The 15473-nt window shown below is 67.0% G+C and carries 13 protein-coding genes; 11 read left to right on the top strand and 2 right to left on the bottom strand.

What is annotated here, in order from left to right:
- The first annotated feature begins 34 nt into the window (after nt 1-34).
- The 4 genes from AC5P5X_RS13585 to AC5P5X_RS13570 all read left to right on the top strand — a co-directional run bounded on the left by AC5P5X_RS13585 (nt 35) and on the right by AC5P5X_RS13570 (nt 5378).
- On the top strand, nt 35-1639 hold the full coding sequence (locus tag AC5P5X_RS13585) for an MASE1 domain-containing protein (protein ID WP_111189463.1): 1605 nt from the start codon (nt 35-37) through the stop codon (nt 1637-1639).
- A 198-nt stretch (nt 1640-1837) separates the two neighbouring features.
- Complete coding sequence (locus AC5P5X_RS13580; protein ID WP_043034387.1) at nt 1838-3391, top strand: MASE1 domain-containing protein; 1554 nt, start codon at nt 1838-1840, stop codon at nt 3389-3391.
- A gap of 96 nt (nt 3392-3487) precedes the next feature.
- On the top strand, nt 3488-4831 hold the full coding sequence (locus AC5P5X_RS13575) for a diguanylate cyclase (protein ID WP_005408813.1): 1344 nt from the start codon (nt 3488-3490) through the stop codon (nt 4829-4831).
- Nucleotides 4832-4916: 85 nt separating this feature from the next.
- Nucleotides 4917-5378, top strand: a complete 462-nt coding sequence (locus AC5P5X_RS13570) for a bacteriohemerythrin (protein ID WP_004151683.1) — start codon at nt 4917-4919, stop codon at nt 5376-5378.
- Here AC5P5X_RS13570 and AC5P5X_RS13565 read toward each other — a convergent pair.
- Nucleotides 5359-6651 carry an MFS transporter gene (locus AC5P5X_RS13565; protein ID WP_181453869.1) on the bottom strand — a complete coding sequence of 431 codons (1293 nt, stop codon included), beginning with the start codon at nt 6649-6651 and terminating at the stop codon, nt 5359-5361. The genes AC5P5X_RS13570 and AC5P5X_RS13565 overlap by 20 nt on opposite strands.
- A gap of 156 nt (nt 6652-6807) precedes the next feature.
- On the opposite strand from AC5P5X_RS13565, the gene AC5P5X_RS13560 reads away from it, so the two are divergent.
- Nucleotides 6808-7449 carry a hypothetical protein gene (locus AC5P5X_RS13560; protein WP_111189461.1) on the top strand — a complete coding sequence of 214 codons (642 nt, stop codon included), beginning with the start codon at nt 6808-6810 and terminating at the stop codon, nt 7447-7449.
- Nucleotides 7450-7564: 115 nt separating this feature from the next.
- Here the strand turns inward: AC5P5X_RS13560 and AC5P5X_RS13555 are convergent, their stop codons facing one another.
- The gene (locus AC5P5X_RS13555; protein WP_024958722.1) at nt 7565-9061 is read right to left on the bottom strand and encodes an aldehyde dehydrogenase; all 1497 of its coding nucleotides are present in this window, start codon (nt 9059-9061) and stop codon (nt 7565-7567) included.
- A gap of 103 nt (nt 9062-9164) precedes the next feature.
- Here AC5P5X_RS13555 and aptA point away from each other — a divergent pair, with 103 nt between their 5' ends.
- The 6 genes from aptA to AC5P5X_RS13525 all read left to right on the top strand — a co-directional run bounded on the left by aptA (nt 9165) and on the right by AC5P5X_RS13525 (nt 15385).
- Nucleotides 9165-10517: an omega-aminotransferase AptA gene (aptA, locus tag AC5P5X_RS13550; RefSeq protein ID WP_049451321.1), complete on the top strand. Its 1353-nt coding sequence runs from the start codon at nt 9165-9167 to the stop codon at nt 10515-10517.
- A gap of 63 nt (nt 10518-10580) precedes the next feature.
- Nucleotides 10581-11459, top strand: a complete 879-nt coding sequence (locus AC5P5X_RS13545; protein WP_111118093.1) for a ParB N-terminal domain-containing protein — start codon at nt 10581-10583, stop codon at nt 11457-11459.
- A gap of 118 nt (nt 11460-11577) precedes the next feature.
- The gene (locus tag AC5P5X_RS13540) at nt 11578-12864 is read left to right on the top strand and encodes a DUF445 domain-containing protein (RefSeq protein WP_024958724.1); all 1287 of its coding nucleotides are present in this window, start codon (nt 11578-11580) and stop codon (nt 12862-12864) included.
- 246 nt (nt 12865-13110) lie between these two features.
- Nucleotides 13111-13425 carry a DUF3649 domain-containing protein gene (locus tag AC5P5X_RS13535; protein WP_033834719.1) on the top strand — a complete coding sequence of 105 codons (315 nt, stop codon included), beginning with the start codon at nt 13111-13113 and terminating at the stop codon, nt 13423-13425.
- Nucleotides 13422-15059: a PepSY-associated TM helix domain-containing protein gene (locus AC5P5X_RS13530; RefSeq protein ID WP_111118092.1), complete on the top strand. Its 1638-nt coding sequence runs from the start codon at nt 13422-13424 to the stop codon at nt 15057-15059. The genes AC5P5X_RS13535 and AC5P5X_RS13530 overlap by 4 nt, the downstream gene beginning before the upstream one ends.
- Nucleotides 15056-15385 (top strand): DUF3325 domain-containing protein, encoded by a 330-nt coding sequence (locus AC5P5X_RS13525; protein WP_111118091.1) that lies wholly within the window; start codon nt 15056-15058, stop codon nt 15383-15385. Before AC5P5X_RS13530 ends, AC5P5X_RS13525 begins: the two co-directional genes overlap by 4 nt.
- Nucleotides 15386-15473 lie beyond the last annotated feature (88 nt).

Genomic DNA, 15473 nt, shown 5'->3' with positions numbered 1-15473 from the left:
CACATAATCGGCGCAGGAGCTGGGGAGCACGTGGATGCAGTGGTGGAAGGACGGCCTGCTGGTGAGGATACGGGTCAGCCCCGAAGGGCTGGCGCTGGCGCTGCTCTATGCCCTCGCCTGCTGGGGTGCGCGCAAGCTGTCACTGGACCAGTTCTTCCTGCCTGCCGGCGTGCGGGTGGCCGCGCTGTTGCTGTGCCCGCCCCGTCTTTGGCCCTACCTGCTGATGGGTGAATACGCCTACTTCGCGCATCTGCGCATCCCCCTGATCAGCAAATACAACCTGACCTGGGTAATCCTGGCCTCGGTGTTCCTGATGCCTGCCGTGATGCTGATCGTGCGCCTGCACCGGAAGCTGCTGGCACGCACCACGATCGTCGGCGTGATCTCCATTGCGGTATGCGCCGCGACGGTCATCAGTCTGCTCAACCTGGGAATCTCGTACCTGCTCTGGGAGCCGTTGCAGAACGCGTCATTCATCACCAACGTATTGCGCTATGCGCTGGGCGACTTCACCGGCATCCTGATCCTGGCACCCCTGGCATTGCTGTGGATCCGCCGCGCCGAGGAAAAATGGACAACCGGGTCTGTCGCGGCCACGGTCGCAGCACTCGGCGCCATGCTGGTCATTGGCCTGCAGGCGACGCCGGTACCGGCCTCGATCACGGCCCCCGGCTCGCTGCAGCTGCTGTTGATCCTGCCTATTCCCGCGATCGCCCTGACCTGCCTGCTGGGATGGCGCGGTGCGGCCATCGGTGTCGCCGCCGTCAACATGATTCTTGGCCTCAGCACCCCCGCCGACCATCCGACGGCATTCGACCCGGCTGCCTTCGCTACCCAGCAGGCCATGGCCATCGCCAGCATCGCCCTGCTGTTGCTGGGTGCGCGCATCACCCACTTCCAGAACCAGCACCGGCTGCGCGAGGAAGATGGCAGAGCGGCCCTGCAGCTTGCGCGGAATTCACACCTGGCCAGCGAGATGGACCTGCGCGAACGCGCGGCACACCTGCGCCAGCTGGGGGATGGCATGGACCTGTCGCTGAACGAAATGGTGAACTGGCTGCATGCGCAGGGTCATCACGCCGTGGCCGACAGCCTGCGGCATACCTCGGAGGTGCATTCGCGCCTGTTCCGGGCCCAGGCCAGCATGATCTATCCCGCCGCCCTGGAACAGCTGGGCCTGTACGTGGCGTTGCAGGCTGGCGGGGTGCGCGAGGCATGGAATGCTACGCATCGCATCGGCCAGCCGAGGTTGAAGGGTGACCCCTGCGCACTCGGGGTCGGCCTGCAGCTTGCTGCCTATCGACTCGTTGTCGATGCGGTCTCGCTTCTATTGAAGTGCGAGTGTGGACAGATCTCGGTCAGTATCCGCTGCGGAAGCTCCTTCCGGAAGCGTGGTGCCTTCATCTGCGTGGCTCTTCTGGACCGCCACGCATCACTGGGAAGCCGTGCAAAGGCGCTGGCAAACGAGCAGCTGCTGGGCCGAGTGCTCGCACACGCTGGCCACATGGACCTGAGTGGCAACAGGCTCAGGATGGTGTTGACCGAAGCACGGGACGCTCCCCGCCAGGCAGGCGCTGCTGAAGCCTTGAGGGAAAGCACACGCTCCATGGACGCTGGCGCCCCCCGGGCCGCGATCTGACTATCCCGGTGAAAGGAGCTGCAGATAATTGCGCGAAAGTGATCTTTGGTCGGCGCCGAACCCACCCCGTCAGGATCTGGCGCCGGCGTGCAATTGCGCCCCCCTGCTTCCATCGATACTGTCATCCAATGGCGCGTCATGGCCCGTTCAAGCAACCCGCACGGCCGCTGCCATGTCACGAGCAAGGGAGGCTCGGGTTTGGACCGATTCAAGAAGGCAGTTGAACTGAGCTTCCGTATCCGGCCAGCCGGCATCGCACTCGCGGCCGTCTATGCGCTGAGCTGCCTCGGCTCGCGTCAGTTTTCGCTGGATCAGTTCTTCCTGCCGGCGGGCATCCGCGCAGCGGCACTGCTGATCGTCCCGACCCGCCTGTGGCCCTACCTGCTGCTGGGCGAGTACGCGTACTTTGCAACGCTGCGCATCCCCATGATCGACACCTACGGCCTGGATTGGGTCATCCTGGCTTCGACGCTGCTGATGCCGATGGCGATGCTGGTGGTCTACCTGCATCGGATGAGAATGCCGTCCGAAGCAGCAACCGGTCTGTGGCTGCTGTCGCTGTCATTCTGCACAGCGTTGTTCGTCCCGGGTCTCAACCTGGGCATTTCATATGTCCTATGGTCGAACCCACCACCCAGCAACCTGCTGGACGCGGTCGACCGGACGATCTTTGGCCACTTCGCCGCCATCATCACCCTGGTACCGTTGGCATTCCTCTGGTCGCGGCGGCAGGCCGACCCCGGTTGGACAGACCGTTTCGTCGCCCCTACCGCCTCGGCGATCCTGGTGATGCTGGTGCTGGGCCTGTGCATGCAATTGACACGCGCCGACGCCCACACGACGCGGACACACATGGTGCTGCTGGCCGCCCTGCCCGCCATCGCCCTGACCTTCATGCACGGGTGGCGCGGCGCAGCCATCGCGATTCCGTTGTTGAACCTCCCCCTGCACGGCGCAACGCCCAGCACTGGCCTGCCTTCCTCGTTCGACCTGGGCACGTTCGCCACCCAACAGAACATGGCGGTGATGAGTGTCGCACTGCTGGCACTCGGTTCCAGCATCAGCTATCACCATCAGCGCGCCCGGTCCCGCGGCCTGGCCGAGGCAACCACGCTGCGCCTGGCACGCGGCTCACTTCAGACCAGCGAGCGTGAGCTGCGTGAACGGGCCGTCCACCTGAAGCACCTGGGCGAGGGCATGGACAATTCGCTCAGCGAGATGGTCAGCTGGCTGAAGTCCCAAGGCCACCATGCGGTCGCAAACAGCCTGCAGCACGCGTCGTCGGTACATTCACGGCTGTTTCGCGAACAGGCCAGCCTGGTCTATCCCACCGGACTGGAGCAGGTCGGGCTCTACATCGCGCTGCAAGCCGGCGGAGCATGCGAAATCTGGAACAACACGCATCGCGTCATTCCACCCAGGCTGGCGGGCAATCCCTGCCTGCTGACCGTGGATCTGCAACTGGCCATCTATCGCTCGCTGATCGAGGCGGTTTCACTTCTGCTGGAACTGGAAACCGGGCAGGTCTGCGTGCGCGCCCGAAGCGGTCGGGCAGGCAAGCATCGCGGCATTGTTGCCGTGGTGAGCCTGCTCGACCGTGGTTGCCCGCTTTCCACGCGTACCACCCAACAGGCCGTCGAGCGCCTGGCCGGACGGATGCTTGCCTACGGCGGAACGGTCCACTGCCGCGGCAATCGGCTGCGGCTGGTCCTGCATGAACCGATCACCCACGCGTCGCCAGCGGCGGCCTGACGCGGAATCTGGCCCGGCGCGCAACGTTCGCCGCTAAAGTTACACCCGAAACCGCCGTTATCCGTGCCGAGCCCCTCCCTCGTGAGCCACCGCATCATGCCCGTCCTGCCGCAGGCCGCCGTCGATGGCGACCTGGCCGATCCGCTGCCGCAGCGGATCCTGCTGGTCGAAAACTCCCGCGCCTTCACCGGCATGCTGCGCGAGGCCATCGAGCAGCGCCTGGAACTGCCGGTGGTGATCGCCTCCACCCTGGCCGAGGCCGACCGCCTGCTGAGCGAAGGTGGCGGCTGGTTCCTGGTACTGACCGGGCTGGTCCTGGCCGATGGCGACCGCGACGCGGTGGTCGAGTTCTTCCTCAAGCGCGACCTGCCCACCGTGGTGGTCAGCGGCGTCTACGACGAGGACCTGCGCAAGCGCGTGCTGCAGCAGCAGATCATCGACTACGTGCTGAAGAACACTCCCGGCAGCATCGATTACCTGGTGTGGCTGGTCCAGCGGCTGGAGCGCAACCGGCGCATCGCCGCGCTGGTAGTGGACGACTCACCGTCCGCGCGCGGTTACGCCGCAGCCTTGCTGCGCATGTACGGCCATGAGGTGCACGAAGCGGCCGATGGCAACGAAGGCCTGGCCGCGATCGAGGCGCATCCGGCGATCCGCCTCGCCGTGGTCGACCAGGAAATGCCGGGCATGCAGGGCGTGGAGTTCACCCGCCGCCTGCGCACCCTGCGCTCGCGCGACAAGGTGGCGGTGATCGGCATCTCCGGCAATACCGATGCATCGTTGATTCCGCGCTTCCTGAAGAACGGCGCCAACGATTTCCTGCGCAAGCCGTTCTCGCGCGAGGAATTCTTCTGCCGGGTCTCGCAGAATGTGGACCAGCTGGAGCTGATCGGCACCCTGCAGGACCTGGCCACCCGCGATTTCCTCACCGGCCTGCCCAACCGCCGCTGCTTCCTGGAGCAGAGCCAGCGCCAGCTGCCGCAGCTGCAGCTGCACGGCCAGTGCGTGGCGGTGGCGATGATCGACATCGACCACTTCAAGCACATCAATGACACCCATGGCCACGAAGCCGGCGACGATGCGCTGCGCGCGGTGGCCGGCGCGGTGGCCACGCATGCACGCAGCCACGACCTGATCGCGCGCTTCGGCGGCGAGGAATTCTGCCTGCTGGTGCCGGACATGGAGCAGGACGAGGCGCTGCTGTACTTCGAGGAGCTGCGCCAGCGCATCGCCGCGCTGGAGGTGGACATCGGCACCGCCACGCTGCGCATGACGGTCAGCATAGGGCTGTGCTGCCTGCGCCCGCAGCGCGATGCACTGCACCGGCTGATCTCCGAAGCCGACCGCCAGCTGTACCTGGCCAAGGCCGGTGGCCGCAACCGGGTCAGCTGCACCACGGTCGCCAGCCCGCTGCGCCCACGCGAGCCGGCGCTGCCCTGACCGGTACGCTTTGATCCAGATCAACGCCGCCCGCGCAGGGCGGCTCTACAGTCGGCCCCGACATACGCATGAAGGGGAGCCGGGGATGGCACTACTGGTCTGGCAGGACGATCTGAACATCGGCATCGATGTGATCGACCAACAACACCGCCGCATCATCGAAATGCTCAACCACCTGCACGTGGCCCAGGCCAGCATGCAGCGTGCCGCAGTGGGTGAAGTGATCGACGAGGTGGTGGACTACACCATGTCGCACTTCGCGTTCGAGGAAGAGCTGATGGAGGAAGCGGGCTACCCGTTCTGTGCCGCGCACAAACGCGTGCATGAGGTCTTCATCAAGCGTGTCTCGGAGTACCGCATGCGCTTCCAGGCCGGCGAGGACATCAGTGACGAGCTGCGCACCATGCTCTCGCGCTGGCTGTTCAACCACATCCGTGGCGACGACCAGGCCTATGCCGAACAGGTCAAGGCGCACCTGAACCAGTTCGCCCGCGAACACCAGGGCGGCGGCTGGCTGGGTCGCACGCTCAAGCGCTTCTTTGGTTGAGCCGCAGCGCGCGCCGATGCAGTGCCACCAGCGCGCACAGGGTGGCCACCGCGGTCAGGCACAGGTAGTAACCCACCGCAACCAGGCCGAAGCGCTCGGCCAGCCAAGTGGCCAGGTACGGCGCCGGTGCCGCACCGAGGATGCCGGCCAGATTGAAGGACAGCGAGGCACCTGTGTAGCGCACCTCCACCGGGTAGATCTCGGCCAGGAAGGTACCGCAGGGGCCGTAGGTCAGCCCCATCAGGAACAGGCCCAGGCACAGGAAGGCGGTGACCAGCCACGGGCTGTGCGGCTGGAACAACGGTGCGAACAGTACGCCGAAGCCGACGATCAGTACGCTGGCAACAATCATCGTGCGCCGCGTGCCCCAACGGTCGCCATAGCGCGCCGACAGCGGGATGCCCAGCGCGAAGAACAGCATGCCGGCCATCTGCATCAGCAGGAACTGCTCGCGGCTGTAGCCCAGCACCGCGGTGCCATGGCCGAGACTGAACACCGTCATCAGGTAGAACAGCACGAAGGTGGCGAACGCACCCAGCGTGCCGAGCAGCATCGGTACCGGGTGGTCACGCAGTACCGTCCACATCGGCAACCGCACCGGCGCCCTGCGCTCCAGCGCCTTCTTGAAGTCCGGCGTCTCGTGGATGTTCAGGCGCACCCACAGGCCAAGGCCGACCAGCAGCGCGCTGGCCACGAACGGAATGCGCCAGCCCCACTGCAGGAAGTCGTTCTGGCTCAGGCAGCGGCCGAGCACGAGGAAAATGCCGGCCGACAGCAGGAAGCCGAGCGGCGCACCCAGCTGCGGGAACATGCCGTACCAGGCGCGCTTGCCCGGCGGCGCATTCTCGGTGGCCAGCAGCACCGCCCCACCCCACTCGCCGCCCAGCCCAAGGCCCTGGCCGAAACGGCATAGCGCCAGCAGCGCCGGCGCCCACAGCCCGATCTGCGCATGGGTCGGCAGCAGGCCGATCAGCACCGTGGACAGGCCCATGGTCAGCAGCGCGGCGACCAGGGTGGCCTTGCGGCCGATGCGGTCGCCGAAATGGCCGAACACCGCCGAGCCGACCGGACGCGCGATGAACGCCACCGCGAAGGTCGCCAGTGACTGCAGCAGGGCCGCCTGCTCACTACTGTCCGGAAAGAACAGGTGCGGGAACACCAGCACGGCGGCCGTGGCGTAGATATAGAAATCGAAGAATTCGATGGTGGTGCCGATCAGGCTGGCCAGCAGGACACGACGGGGGGAGTTCACGGGCGGCGCGGCAGCAGTGATCGTCGACATCGGCAACACGGGTAACGGCGGATCGCCCGATTCTGCCACGGGCCGATGGCCGCACGGGACGATGGTTTCAGCCGACACCGATGCCAACGGAATTTTTCCGGCCGCCGGCTAGGCTGCGCCACCGGTCCCTGCATGGATGCCTTGCCCATGGCTGCAGTTGCGTTGTCATGCTCTGATTCGCCGAAGCTGCCGCGGATGGCGGCATGGCTGGTGGTACTGCTGGTGCATGGCGGGCTCGTTCTGTGGCTGCTGGACAGCGGCCGGATCGAACTGCGTAGCGGTGAGGGCCCGCGGATCTCGCTGCATTGGCTGCCACCGGAACCGCCGGCGCCGGTACCTCAACAGCCCGCCTTGCCCTCCGCAAAGATGACGCGTCCGGCCGCATCGATGATGCCCCGCCCTGCCCCGGTTGCACAGGCAGAGAGCGCCCTGCCTGCCGCGGGGAACGTGGCTGCAGTGGCGCCACTGATCCTGAGCCTGCCTGCGGGCAGCATCGACGCTGGTGACGGCATCAGCGCAGCTGGCGTGGCGCCGCGCCTGATCGGTCGGCGCGAGGTCCATCCTGCGTTCGGGCCTCGCCGCAATTACTTCCGGATCCGTCGGCAGATGAGCCCCGAGCAGATCGTGCATGGCGTTGCGCAACTGCTGGGGCTTTGGCCGCCGGGATACATCGTCGACCCGTGCGAACTGGGTAAACAGGACATGGACTATTTCCAGAACGCGGTCGAAGAAGCCGACCGCGACATGCTGCGCGCGGCAGTGCTGCAGGTGAGTGCCCGCTGCCGGTAGCTCGACGGCTGTCTGCCTTCTGTAGAGTCGAGCAAGGCTCGACTGCTCTTCGCGAGAAGCAGTCGAGCAGGGCTCGACGCTACAAAGAACGAACAGCGGTCAAGCAGCCACGTCGTTACAGCTGGATCCAGGTGGCCTTGATCTCGCTGTACTTGTCGAACGCATGCAGTGACTTGTCGCGCCCATTGCCGGACTGCTTGTAGCCACCGAACGGTGCGGTCATGTCGCCACCATCCCAGCCGTTCACCCACACGCTGCCGGCGCGCAGCTGGCGTGCGACACGATGGGCGCGGCCGAGGTCACGTGTCCACAGGCCCGCCGCCAACCCATAGCGGCTGTCATTGGCCACGCGCACTGCCTCCGCTTCATCCTCGAAACCAAGTACCGCCAGCACCGGGCCGAACACCTCCTCGCGTGCCAACGCGTGGTCCGGACGCACCTGGTCGAACACCGTGGGCTGCACATAGCAGCCGCCGGCCTCCACCTCGGCCCGATGGCCGCCGAGCAGCAGGCGGGCGCCCTCGCCTTCGGCCCGTGCGATATCGGCCAGCACCTTGTCCACGTGCGCGGCATCGACCAGCGCGCCCATCGGTGCATCGGCCTCCAGTGGATGCTGCGGCTGCATATGCTGGCCGTAGGCAATCACCTGGTGCACGAAGTCCTCACGGATCGAGCGCTGCACCAGCAGCCGCGAGCCGGCGGTGCAGACTTCGCCCTGGTTGAAGAAGATGCCCTGCGCCACGGCCTTGGCCGCTGCGTCCAGGTCCGGTGCGTCGGCGAACACCAGGTGCGGGCTTTTGCCACCGCATTCCAGCCAGACCCGCTTGAGGTTGGACCGTCCCGCATGCTCCAGCAGCTTCGCGCCGGTGGCGGTGGAACCGGTGAAGGCCAGCACGTCCACATCCATGTGCAGCGCCAACGGTTCACCGACGCGCGTACCGTGGCCTGGCAATACGTTCAGCACGCCGTCCGGCAGGCCCGCCTCAGCGGCCAGCGCGGCCAATCGCAACGCACTCAAGGGCGACCGCTCGGAAGGCTTGAGCACCACCGAATTGCCCATGGCCAGCGCAGGCGCGATCTTCCAGCAGGCCATCAGCAACGGAAAGTTCCATGGCACGATCGCTGCGACCACGCCGGCTGGCTCGCGCGTGACCAGGCCCAGCTCGTGTGGGCCAGTCGGTGCGACTTCGCCGTACAGCTTGTCCACCGCTTCGGCGGTCCAGCGCAGGCAGCGCACCACGCCGGGCAGGTCGATACGGCGTGCGTCGCGCACCGGCTTGCCCATGTCCAGGGTTTCCAGCAGGGCCAACTCATCAGCGTGCTTTTCCACCAATGCCGCCAAGGCCAGCAACACCCGCTTGCGATGGGCCGGGCTGGCCTCTGACCAGTGGCCCGCATCGAAGGCACGCCGCGCCGACCGAACTGCGCGCTCTACGTCCTCTGCATCGCAGTCGGCGACCACCCCCAGCACGCGCCCATCAATCGGGCTGATGCAGTCGAAGCGCGCGCCGCTGGCAGCGTCGGTGTAACGACCATCAATGAAGGCCTGTGCGGGTATCGAAAGCTGCTGGGCCAGCACCTGCCAGTGGCTGCGGTCGGGAAAGTCGGCCATGTCGGGCTCCTCGGAACAGTTTCCCCGGTTATACCGGCGCGGCCGCGACTCCGCCGTGACGTGGCTGCGCTACATTTCCCCCATCGGACCCGATGGAGCTGGCATGAAGCGTTCCGCGAGCGACCTGCACGATCTGGCTACCCAACGCCCGGAGTCATTGGAGGCGTACTGGATGCCGTTCACCGCCAACCGCCAGTTCAAGGCCGCGCCGCGCATGCTGGTACGCGCCGAAGGCATGCACTACGAGGACGTCGACGGTCGCCAGATCCTCGATGGCACCGCCGGCCTCTGGTGCTGCAACGCGGGCCATGCCCGCCCACGCATCGTCGAGGCCATCGTCGAGCAGGCACGCACGCTCGACTACTCGCCGGCCTTCCAGATGGGCTCACCGCCGGCCTTCGCGCTGGCGCAGCGACTGGCCGCATTGGCGCCGACGCCACTGAACCATGTGTTCTTCACCAGCTCCGGCTCGGAGGCGGTGGATACCGCGATGAAGATCGTGCTGGCCTACCACCGCCAGCGTGGCGAGGGCCAGCGCACGCGTTTCATCAGCCGCGAGAAGGCCTACCACGGCGTGGGCTTCGGCGGCATGGCGCTGGGCGGCTTGCCCAACAACCGCAGGGCGTTCGGCCTGCAGCTGGGCGGCGTGGACTACCTGCGCCACACCCTGGACCTGCAGCGCAATGCGTTCAGCAAAGGCCTGCCGCGCCAGGGCGCCGAGCTGGCCGATGACCTGGAACGACTGATCGCACTGCATGATGCCTCAACCATCGCGGCGGTCTTCGTCGAACCCATTGCCGGTTCCGCCGGGGTGATTCTGCCGGCGCCGGGCTACCTGCAGCGCCTGCGCGAGCTGTGCGACCACCACGGCATCCTGCTGGTGTTCGATGAGGTCATCACCGGTTTCGGCAGGGTCGGCATGCCATTCGCCGCACAGCGCTTCGGGGTCACCCCCGACCTGCTGACCTTCGCCAAGGCGGTCAGCAACGGCGCAGTGCCGCTGGGCGGCGTGCTGGCCAGCGACGCGGTGCATGCAACCCTGATGCAGGCACCGCCACAGGCCATCGAGCTGTTCCATGGCTATACCTGTTCGGGGCATCCGCTGGCCTGCGCGGCCGCACTGGCCACGCTGGAGGTCTACGCCGAGGAGCGCCTTTTCGAGCGCGCCATCGAGCTGGGCGAGTACTGGCAGGAACGGCTGCATGCGCTGCAGGGCCTCCCCAACGTGATCGACATCCGCAACTTCGGCCTGGTCGGCGCGGTCGAGCTGGCGCCTCGCCGCGATGCGCCGGGCAGCCGGGGCTACGAGGTCTATCGGCGCTGCTTCCACGACGGCGGGCTGCTGGTGCGCTGTACCGGTGACATCATCGCGCTGTCGCCCCCGCTGATCGTGGACAAGGCGCAGATCGACCAGATCACCGGCACGCTGGGCGAGATGATCCGGGCCACTGCCTGAGCCCTGGCCGGCGGCGGCGAGCGGGTACAATGGGCGGTTCCGCTCCTGCTCGCTGCCGTGCCCATGGATATCGTCGTCAAAGAAGAACTCAAGGCCTATATCGACCCGCTGACTGCGGACGAACATGACGCGCTGGAGCGCAGCATCCTGGCCGAGGGCTGTCGTGACGCGCTGGTCCTGTGGGGCAACGTACTGGTCGACGGCCACAACCGCTTCGGCATCTGCCAGAAGCATGGCCTGCCCTTCAACACCGTACAGAACACCCGCTTCCAGAGCATGGAAGACGTGCACCTGTGGATGATCGAGCAGCACCTGGGCCGTCGCAGCGTGTCCGACTTCCAGCGCGGCGTGCTGGCGCTGCGCAAGCGCGACATCCTGGCCGCCCGCAAGCAGATCGAGCAGGCGCAGCTGCAGCGCGAGAGCGATGGCACTGCCGACGTCACCGATGAGGCCGGTGAAGACAGCCCGCCGTGGGAACCGGCGCCGAAGATCAGCCGCGCCGAGCTGGCCCGCGAAGCCAAGCTGAGCACCAGCCAGGTTGGCATGATCGAGCGCATCCACGCCCAGGCCGCGGCCGAGGTGGTGGAAGCGGTCAAGGCCGGCGTGATCTCGATCAGCGCCGCCGCCGCCGTGGCTGACCTGCCGGAAGAAGAGCAGCGCGCCGCCGCCGCCGGTGGCAAGGACGAGCTGAAGCAGGCCGCCAAGCGCGTGCGCGAGTCCAAGCGCAAGCCGCGTGCGCCGAAGCCGGAAGCAGCCGAGATGGATTTCGAGGAGGTAAATGAGGACGAGATCGCCAGCCGCGATGCCGAGGTGCTGTCGGCGCTGGAGCAGCTGGGCGAGGACGCACCGGCGCTGCGCCGTCGGGTGGTCGCGCTGACCCGCGAGAACGACACCCTGCGCGCGCAACTGGCCGCGCTGCGCAAGCAACTGGAAGCGCTCTGAACCAAGGGGTAGTGCCGGCCGCTGGCCGGCAACGCCATGAACGTATCGGGTGCGTTGAGGATGCCGGCCAGCGGCCGGCACTACCAGATGCTCATGCCGTGCCGGTTAGACTTCCGGCATGACGTCTGCCAACGATCCGCGCCGCGCTCAGCTGCGGCGCCTGAAAGCCCTCGCGCTGGGCCTGCTGCTGTTGATGCTGGCCGGTTTCGCGGTCAGCCACTGGCAGGGCGAGCGCGGCATCTGGGCCTGGGTTTCGGCGTTCTGCGAGGCCGCAGCCGTGGGCGCACTGGCCGATTGGTTCGCCGTGGTCGCGCTGTTCCGGCGGCCGATGGGCCTGCCGATCCCGCACACCGCGATCATCCCGCGCAGCAAGGAACGCATCGGCGACAGCCTTGCGCTGTTCGTGCGCGACCAGTTCCTGGAGCCGGGCGTGCTGCTGGCCAAGCTGCAGGTGTTCGATCCGGCCAGCCGCCTCGGCAGCTGGCTGGCCGACCCGGCACGCTCGCGCATGCTGGCCGACATGGCCCGCGGCTGGGCGCTGCAGGCACTGGATTTCTTCGACGAAACCGCCGTGCGCCGGCAGCTGCACGGCTTCGTTGTGCAGCAGCTGCGGCAGTGGAATGCCGCTGCCACTGCCGGTGAACTGCTGGCCCTGCTGACCGCCGATGGTCGCCACCAGCGCGTGCTGGACGAAGGCCTGCAGCGGCTGGGCCGCTGGCTCGAGCAGCCCGAGGTGAAAGAACGCGCCTCGCAGCTGATCGTGCGTTACATCCAACGCGAATGGCCGACGCTGTCGAGCACGGTGAACTGGGTCAAGCCGATTGACGAGATCGGCGACAGCCTGGCCGAGCGCCTGGCCCGCGCGGTACTGGAAGAGCTGCAGCAGGTACTGGCCGAGCCGCAGCATCCGCTGCGCCAGGACTACGAGAGCTGGCTGCAGAATTACGTGCAGCGCCTGCGCGAGGACCCGGCCCTGGCCGAGCGCATCGAACAGCTCAAGCAGGAAATGATCGACCATCCGGCCCTGCAGGACTACGTGCAGGGGTTGTGGGCGCGCATCCACGCCAGCCTGCGCGCGGACCTGCAGCGCGAGGACTCGGCGCTGGTCGGCCACCTGCAGCGCAGCCTGGGTTCGCTCGGTGCCAGCCTGCAGGCCGACCCGGCGCTGCGCGAGGCCCTCAACCAGCACCTGCTGGAAGGCGCGCAACGCCTGACCGGCCGCCTGCGCGAAGGCGTGACCACGCATATCGCGCAGACCGTGAAGGGCTGGGACGAGCGCCATCTGGTGGAACAGCTGGAACTGAGCGTGGGCCGCGACCTGCAGTTCATCCGGTTCAACGGCACCCTGGTGGGTGGCCTGATCGGCCTGCTGCTGCATGCGGCGACAGTGGTGTTCAGGTTCTAGGCCTCAACGCGCCCCTCGGGTCATCACGCTTGATTCATAAAATGCGAATGCCTATCATTTACTGATCGGTTGTACGCTTAGCCAATCGGGTGCGGGAGACGCACCCATCGCCCGTGTACATCCCCGACCTCTGGACTGCCCGTCTGCGCGGGCCGTGCTTTGTCGATGGGACACGCTGGGCGACATGCGCAGGGCGCAAGGGGGCCGCGGACGCGTTCCATCCCCTCTCCTACCTGCAGGAATGCCGTGGACCGCTCGCCCGCAACCGCCAGCCCCCGCACCTTCTTTTCCAACCCGCGCTGGGGCGTGCTGTCACGCTCGTTGGCCGCGATCTTCGGCGGTTACGCGCTGGCTTCGGTGACCAGCGTGTTCTGCGCCGTGGCCCTGCCCGGCGCACGTGGCCAGACCGTGCTGACCGGCATGCTGCTGGCCATCCTGGTCGCCGCCTGTGCGGCACTGTGGGCATTCGCCACCCGCAGCGCGCTGCGCGCCTGGGTCGGCATCCTCGCGCCCGCGCTGCTGATGGCCGCCATTGCGCGCCTGATGGGGGCCTGGGCATGAAGAACGGATTCCGCCAGTCGATGGCCTGGCTGCACACCTGGACCGGGCTGCTGGTTGGCTGGTTGCTGCTGCTGATCTTCATGGCTGGCACGGCCAGCTACTACCGGGAGGAAATCAGCCGCTGGATGCGGCCGGAACTGCCGTCCAGCAACGTCAGCATCGACGTCGCCGCACAGCGCGCGGTGGACTACCTGCAGGCCAACGCCGCGCAGGCCGAAAACTGGTTCGTCACACTGCCGCAGCCGCGCAACCCGGCCATGCAGATGTTCTGGCGGTTGCCGCCGGAACTGGCCGATCCCAGCCGTGGCCGCCGCAGTGGCTTCGGCGACGCCACGCTGGACCCCAACACCGGCCAGGCATTGAAAGCGCGCGAGACCCGCGGCGGCGACTTCTTCTATCGCCTGCACTTCGACCTGCACTACATCCCGGTGCTGTGGGCACGCTATCTGGTCGGCTTCTGCGCGATGTTCATGCTGGTGGCGATCATCACCGGCGTCATCACCCACAAGAAAATCTTCAAGGACTTCTTCACCTTCCGCAAGGACAAGGGCCTGCGTTCCTGGCTTGATTTCCACAACGTCAGCGCGGTGATGGCCCTGCCCTACCACGCGATGATCACCTACACCGGCATTGTGACGTTGATGATCATGTACCTGCCGTGGGGGGTGAAGGTGGCCTACCCGCAGGACGAGGACGCGTTCTTCTTCGAGGCCTTCGGCGGCCTCCCGGAAGTGACCGCGCCCGCCGAGGGCCACGCCACGCCGTTGCCGATCGCACAACTGCTGGACAGCGCGCGCGCGCATTGGCACGGCGTGGAGGTGGCCGGCTTCACCGTGTCCAATCCGGGCGCGGCCAATGCGGTGATCGACATCCGCCAGCGCGACGGCAAGCGCCTGTCCATCGACACCCCGGCCGTGCGTTACGACATGGTCAGCGGTGCTCTGCTTGAGGAAACGCCGCCTTCCGGCGGTGCCACCGCCACCCGCGGCGTGCTGTACGGCCTGCACCTGGCGCGTTTTGCCGACTGGGGCCTGCGTGCACTGTTCTTCCTGTCCGGCCTGGTCGGCTGCCTGATGGTGGCCAGCGGCGTGGTGCTGTGGGCGGTGAAGGAACGCCCGAAGCATGCCAAGAGCGGCCGCACCGGCTTCGGCCTGCGCCTGGTCGATGCGCTGAACATCGGCACCGTGGCCGGCCTGCCGATCGCCTTCGCCGCCTACTTCTGGGGCAACCGCCTGCTGCCGCTGGACATCGCCGAGCGCTCGAGTGCGGAGGCCAACGTGTTCTTCTACGCCTGGGCCGGCGCGCTGCTGGCCGCCTTCATCTGGCCGAAGCGGATGATGTGGGCGTGGCAGCTCTACCTGGGCGCGGCCGCGTTCGCACTGGTACCGGTGGTCAATGCGCTGACCACGCATGCGCACCTGGGCAACACCCTGCGCAACGGCGACTGGGTATTGGCTGGCTTCGATCTGTCGATGATCGCGTTCGGCGCGATGCTGGCGCTGTGCGGTTGGCGCATGCAGCGCTGGACGCCACCGCTGAGTGCGGCCGAGAAGAAGAAGCGTGCGGCCGCTGCGGCTGCGCCGAAGGCATCGGTGAACACTGCAGAAGCGGCCGAAGCGGAGGCCAGCGCATGATGCTGCTGGCGCTGACCCTGTCGTTCTCTGCGTTTACTGCGCTGTCGCTGGCGATGGAAAAGCACCAGCACGATCTGCACGGCAAGGCTGCAGCCCCCCCGGCACGGCGCACGCAGTGGCGGGTACTGGGCTGGGCACTGCTGGCGGTAGCGTTCGCACTGTGCGTGGCCGACCACGGCTGGGCGATTGGCCCGGTGCTGTGGCTGGGCACGATGACTGTGGGCGGCGTGGCGCTGTCGTTCGGGTTGTATCCGTACCAGCCGAAGTGGATCGTGCCACTGGCGATCGCGCTGCCGGTGTTGGGGCTGGTGGTGGCGTTGCTGTAGCCGGGCCACCGGGGTCGGATCCCTTTCGCGAAGCGCAAGGGCTCTGACCCCTGGTACGTAGATCCAGATGGGGTCAGAGCCCCTGCGC

This window comes from Stenotrophomonas sp. YJH_SMC_91, assembly GCF_059368495.1.
This window is presented reverse-complemented; position numbering and strand designations above follow the sequence as displayed.